General features: G+C 41.7%; 5 protein-coding genes. 2 read left to right on the top strand and 3 right to left on the bottom strand.

What is annotated here, in order from left to right:
• Window positions 1–246 precede the first annotated feature (246 nt).
• From C6G87_RS08625 to C6G87_RS04845, 3 genes are all read right to left on the bottom strand, one after another.
• Window positions 247–1,560, bottom strand: a complete 1,314-nt coding sequence (locus C6G87_RS08625) for a coiled-coil domain-containing protein (RefSeq protein WP_199767638.1) — start codon at window positions 1,558–1,560, stop codon at window positions 247–249.
• Entirely contained in the window at window positions 1,557–1,754 is a 198-nt protein-coding gene (locus C6G87_RS04850; RefSeq protein WP_104752402.1) for a hypothetical protein, read from the bottom strand. Before C6G87_RS04850 ends, C6G87_RS08625 begins: the two co-directional genes overlap by 4 nt.
• Window positions 1,755–2,163: 409 nt before the next feature.
• Entirely contained in the window at window positions 2,164–3,183 is a 1,020-nt protein-coding gene (locus tag C6G87_RS04845) for a protein rep (RefSeq protein WP_104752401.1), read from the bottom strand.
• Between the two features lie 768 nt (window positions 3,184–3,951).
• Between C6G87_RS04845 and C6G87_RS04835 the strand changes: the two genes are divergently transcribed.
• Both C6G87_RS04835 and C6G87_RS04830 read left to right on the top strand, forming a co-directional pair.
• Window positions 3,952–4,602: an IS607 family transposase gene (locus C6G87_RS04835; RefSeq protein ID WP_104752400.1), complete on the top strand. Its 651-nt coding sequence runs from the start codon at window positions 3,952–3,954 to the stop codon at window positions 4,600–4,602.
• Window positions 4,577–5,860: an RNA-guided endonuclease InsQ/TnpB family protein gene (locus C6G87_RS04830; RefSeq protein WP_104752399.1), complete on the top strand. Its 1,284-nt coding sequence runs from the start codon at window positions 4,577–4,579 to the stop codon at window positions 5,858–5,860. Before C6G87_RS04835 ends, C6G87_RS04830 begins: the two co-directional genes overlap by 26 nt.
• The last annotated feature ends 33 nt before the right edge of the window (window positions 5,861–5,893 follow it).

Genomic DNA, 5,893 nt, shown 5'->3' with positions numbered 1-5,893 from the left:
TAGGTTTGTAGGAACGGTTGGCTTTTTGAAATCTGGCTTTGAGTGTTTCATAGCGGTTGAAACATTGGGCTAGGTCTTTTAGATTTTCTATTTTCATCGGTTGCTCCTTGTTGTTCAAAAGTGCAAGCGGATTATGTTAATCAAATACTTAAGATTGAATTACACCTTTAAATTACACCTTTAAATTACACCTTTGAATTACACCTTTAAATTACACCTTTGAATTACACCTTTGAATTACACCTTTCAGTATCTGCCTCTACCCTTTTTTGGCTTGTGAATGATGTCCCATTGGGGGTTATGTGATTGTGAGTTGGGTTGTGTTAGTTGGGATTGGTGGGCTTGATTTTGTGCTTGGTATTGTTGAAGTTTAGCTTTAATGTCCTGGATTTCTTGGGTTAATTTTTGGATTATATCTTGCTGTGCTTGGATAACTTTTTGCTGTTCTTGGTCTAAATACACTTCCTCCGTCTCCCACAAATAGTTACCATTTCTGTCGTGAAGTTGGTTACCATTAGGGTCTAATAAGGGGATGGGGTTACCATTAGCATCTTTCTTTTGGACAACGCGTATTAGAGAATGCTTGGCATTAAGCTTTTGGATTTGAGCTTCTAGGTCTTGCTTGTCTTGCTCTAATCTTTGGATATTTTGGTCTCTGGCTTGGATAGCCAAAGCGTGTTTTTGGTTGAGCTCTGCAATGTGGTTTTCTAATTGTTCATTGGTGAGCTTGTAATTATTGGCTAAAGCTCTGAGCTCTTTATACTCTTGGGCGGTGTGATCTTTTTGGGCTATCCACTCCTTACGCTCCTGCTCTAATCTCTCCCTTATTTGCTTCTCTGTGAGGTGTTTGGCTTTGAGGTCTTGGTTCTCTTGCTCGGCTTGTTGTAACCGGTTTTGAAGGTCATTGACTTCATCGATTTTCTTATAAGCCCACTTGTTAAATTGGTCCTTGAGAGATTTACGCTCGGCTTTAGCCTCTTCGGCGAGTTGTGCGTAAGCTCGTGGCTCAATGCGTTTGGTCTTGCTAATGCGCTTGTCTGTGCCTCTTTGCATTTGCAAGATGGTGGCAACTTCGTCTTGAAATTGCCTAAAGGCTTTAGAAGTTCTCAAATCAGAACGAAATAGGCTTTTACCCGTGAGTTCATCTAGGGTTACAAACTCTAGGTGTGCGTGGTGGTTGATATGGGTTGTCCCATATTCGTCTGTGTGTCCTTCGTCTCTGTGAATGGCGATTTGGTAGCACTGAAAGCCATATTTGCTTTTGAAGTGATCGGCTAGCCTCTCTAGGTCTTGCATCGTGCTATCCTCTTTGAGATTGACGACGGCACTCCATTCGTAGGATTTGGCTTGAAACTTTTTCTTGGTTAAGTTGGTGTAGTTAGTGATAGCTTGCTCTATCATTTGGGCTTTTAAAGCTCTTGCCTCTTTAGCATTGCGGTTACATTCCACACCTAAGCGCAAGGATTCATCAAGTAGGTAGCTTGGCGGTAATGTGCGGTCATTGTGCACCACTTGGATAGAGATAGATTTTTTAAAATGGATTGAGGCTAGGTTGCTCATTGTTTTTGTTCAAAATTGGTTGAAGTGTTGAGAAATTCAAGGGCTTTTAAAGCTTGGGCTTTTTCCTCTTTGAGTTTGTCAGCTTTAACTTTGATTGCTTGATAATCTTTACGCAATTTTGTCATTGCATTCTCAAGCTTGGCAAGATGATTGTAAAGTTGTCTTTCGGTGAATTTGCTAAAGTCTTTTGCCATTGGTCAGTCCTTTTTGGTCGCATTATAACTTAGAAATTTTTAGCTTGAGTGTTGAAAAGTTTTTGCAAAGAATAGCGGTCGGTATGAGAAAAATTTTTGCGAACATAACGGGGTGGATTGTTCACATTTTTTAATAAGGGGAGTGGATTGTAGTTCATCTCTTGAGTAAAAAAGTTTTTGGATTTTATAGCGGTTTAGAAGCACCACTTCGCCACTGGCTCGTGGTGCGCCTTGCACACGCTTAAAGCGTAGTGCAAGGGTTGAGTGTAAGGATTTGAAATATCTTAGCCTCGCAGAGCAAACACACCAAACAAGCTTAGCGCAGTGTCCTGCTTGCAGGTGGTGAGTTTGCGCAAATTCACCACTACCTAAAGGTAACGCTCACAAGTTCGCTGTGGTCATTTGCTACTCAATCGCCGTAGGGGCTTGTGGTAAATTCAAAAATTTTAGGTTCACCACTTGGGGTATAAGGCTTATAAGCTTGCCCGCTCCATTTGTAAAATTCTTGTTCTAATTGCTCCCAAAAACTTGGGTCTAGCGGTTCGAGTTCTAATGGCTTTATTGATTTCACAAGTCCACCTAAATTGAATTGGCGAATGCCTTTAGCTTGTTGGTCTAAAATTTTAAATTGTTCTTGATCTAGTTTGGTTAACTTTGCAGACTTAGCAATATACTTCACACACTCGCGCAAAGCTGAATACAATGCGGGGTTGATGGTATTTAAAGTTGTAGCAGTACTCTTAACTCGTATGCCTCGAATATCAACAATGGGCTTATAATCCGCTCTAAGTGCCTTTTGCCACATTTCGCACCATTGAGCTTGGGGGATATAGCCCTTACTGAAGTAGCTTGGGGGGACAACTAGCACGCTGTGAAAATGCGGATGAGCTTGTCCATCAGGTGTCTTGTCGCCCATAAACTCAAGGGCACGAATGTAGCCTAAGACTGACTTTCTAAAGCTCTTGGTTTGGATCAAGCGTTGCCACGACTTGGACATGTGGGCTGACAAGGCGCGTAGCTCGCTCAAGGGCGCGTTTCTTGTGGTGAGGGTGAGAAAGACATAGGCGACTTTGTGATCGCGCTCAATTTGGCTCAGAATGCTCAAAATCTCTAGGATTAACTTGCTCGCTTTACGCCACGCACACATCGGACACCACCTGACTTTGCAAAAATTCGCCCACGCTAGGACACGGAGTATATCGCTCGTTTCCAGGTGGCGGTATTTGTCGAAGGTGAGGTCATCGCCACAATGTGCGCACCTTTGCGCCTTATCGGGGTTATCTGGGTAGTGGCCGGGCAAGTCAAGCTCTTGGGCTTGCAGCTTATGGGCTTGGTAGGGCTCTAAAGTTTCGCTTAAGGTAATGTTTTGTAGGCTACTCACTGGCTTGCCCTTTAGGCTACTCACTGGCTTGCGGGTAAGTTTTCTCACTGGGTTGTCCTTGATACTTTAGTCGGTTGCAAAGATAACCCATTGAAGATAATCCATCTATCTGTAATTTCCCCTTAAACCCCACAGAAACCCCCCATACAACGGACTTCAAAGCCCTAAAACCCCAAAACAAAAAATCAGAGTTGTTTCTATAGTATCAAGTGAATAAAACGCGCGCGCGCGCGCATGAGAAAGCGATTTTCGCATTGCGCGCCTAATGGCGTGAATGTGTTTTTTTGCAGATTGCTCAGAATGCCACCTAGAAAGCTCCACAATCGTTTTGATGGGGGGGGTGCTATGTCGGTATTCTTTTTTGCAAGGTTTCGTTGTATGAGGCTTGTAGGCGGGTAGAAATGCTATGTTTTGTCTTGAGTATCGGTTAAGTTGTTAGAGTGGGCTTGATTTTGAGCATAAGCCTTTTCTGCTTCTCTGAAGTTTTTTAGCCTTCTGCGTTCCTCTTTGGTCAGTGTGCCTGTTTGTTCTTTTTGCTCTAAAGTGGTGAGCTTCTCTAGTCTCTTGATGTGTTCAAGCTCGGCTCTGTTGGTGCTACGATAATCACGCTTGGGTTGATCATCGGTAGTTTCACTGCTTGGGGTCTTGGTTGTCTTGCCTGCTTTGTTGGCTATTCTTTCAAGAAAGCTATGGAGTTCTAAGAGCTCCTCTAGGTCATCTTTGGGGCTAGAAACAGCAACTTAAATTCTATAAAATTCTATAATTATCTATAAATTTTTTATATATTTCTAAGTTTATCGGTGCTACCATGTTGGCATGAATAATTTACTATCAATAGGTCAAGCAAGCAAAATTTTAGGTGTCAGTATCCAAACTTTGAGAAACTGGGAGAAAAGAGGCTTACTAAAACCCGACAATTACACAAAAGGTGGGGAGCGGAGATACAAGCTAGAGAGCCTTAAAAATATCAACAAAAACATTGTTTTTCATAACGATAACCGCAAGACCATCGCCTATGCCCGTGTTTCTAGTGCCGACCAAAAAGAGGATTTAATCCGCCAAGTGCAGGTTTTGGAGCTGTATTGTTCGAAACTGGGCTTTAATTACGAAGTGATACAGGACTTAGGCTCTGGGATGAATTACTACAAAAAGGGATTAACTAAACTTCTTAACCTTATCCTAGAGAGCCAAGTAAAAAGGCTTGTTTTGACCCATAAAGACCGCTTATTGCGTTTTGGAGCGGAGCTAGTGTTTGCCATTTGCGAGGCTAAAGGCGTGGAGGTAATTATCATTAATCAAGGCGATGAAAATGTCCGTTTCGAAGAAGAGTTAGCCAAAGATGTGTTAGAAATCATTACGGTGTTCTCAGCTAGACTTTATGGTGCTCGTTCAAAGAAAAACAAGCAGCTTTTAGAGCAAATGCAAGAAGTGGTAGAAAACAATGTTACAGCTGACCCACAAGATTGAATTAACGCCCAACAATAAGACACAGACCCACTTTAAAAAAGCCTTTGGCTGTGCTAGATTAGCCTATAATTGGGGACTAGCCAAGTGGAGAGAAAACTACGAAAATGGCATAAAATCTAACCACTTTGCCCTAAAGAAAGAGTTTAACGCTTGCAAAAAAGAGAAGTTTCCCTTTGTCTATGAAGTTACGAAATACGCCACAGCGCGCCCCTTTACACATTTAAACCTAGCATTTCAAAAATTCTTTAAAGATTTAAAGTTAGGCAAGGTGAGTTACCCTCGCTTTAAACGCAAAAGGGAATATCAAGGGAGCTTTTATATTGGGGGCGACCAAGTAAAAATCATTCAAGGCGACAAAAAGGATTATCTCAAAATCCCTAACTTGCCTAAGATTAAAATGACTGAAAAACTACGCTTGAAAGGTAAAATCAATGGGGCGACCATTTCACGACACGGCTCTAAGTTTTATGTATCTATCCAAGTCGATACCACCAAAGAGGAGTTTAACCGCACACATAAGCCCGCTAAAGGCAATAGCACTCTAGGCATTGATACAGGCATTAAAGCGTTTGCTAGTCTATCTAATGGCTTACAGATTTTCGCCCCAAAGCCCTTAAATAGGCTCGCAAGACGGCTTAAAAAACTTGCTAGACAACTTGACAAAAAGCAACACCCGAAAACCAAAGGTGATAGCACCAAGAAGTCTAACAATTATCTTAAAGCTGTCTTACGCCTAAATCGCCTACACACCCGCATTGCCAACATACGCACAGACTTTTTACACAAGTTAAGCACCGCCCTAATTAGGCACGCTAAAACCCTTTGTTTGGAGAGCTTAAAAGTAAAGAATATGCTTAAAAACTCTAAACTAGCCAAAGCCCTTAGCGATGTTAGTATCTCTGCTTTTAACACTCTTTTGGAATACAAGGCGAAATACTATGGGCGGGAAATTTTACGAGCCGATGCCTTTTATCCAAGCTCTAAAACTTGCTCTAATTGTGGCAATAAAAAGGCGGACTTAACACTAAACGATAGAGTTTATAGGTGTGATGCTTGCGGTATGGCAATGGATAGAGATTTTAACGCAAGTGTCAATCTTGTCAAGCATTTAGTAAGTGGAGTTCCCACTGAATTCACGCCTGCGGACATGACGGCTCTATTGGTTGATTTGTCAAAGAATCAGCTAGTAACTAGCATGGTTGAAACAGGAATACAACAAAAACCGCTTAAATTTTTTTCTATTGATAGGATTTTATAGGATTTTATGCGGTTTTATAGGTTTGTAGGAACG

Source organism: Helicobacter baculiformis (assembly GCF_900197685.1).
GTDB lineage: Bacteria > Campylobacterota > Campylobacteria > Campylobacterales > Helicobacteraceae > Helicobacter > Helicobacter baculiformis.
This window is presented reverse-complemented; position numbering and strand designations above follow the sequence as displayed.

What these genes read in the sequence shown, in the direction of transcription:
- C6G87_RS08625 (WP_199767638.1), bottom strand. Translation starts at nt 1,560, where the DNA reads ATGAGCAACCTAGCCTCAATCCATTTTAAAAAATCTATCTCTATCCAA.
- C6G87_RS04835 (WP_104752400.1), top strand. Translation starts at nt 3,952, where the DNA reads ATGAATAATTTACTATCAATAGGTCAAGCAAGCAAAATTTTAGGTGTC.
- C6G87_RS04850 (WP_104752402.1), bottom strand. Translation starts at nt 1,754, where the DNA reads ATGGCAAAAGACTTTAGCAAATTCACCGAAAGACAACTTTACAATCAT.
- C6G87_RS04830 (WP_104752399.1), top strand. Translation starts at nt 4,577, where the DNA reads ATGTTACAGCTGACCCACAAGATTGAATTAACGCCCAACAATAAGACA.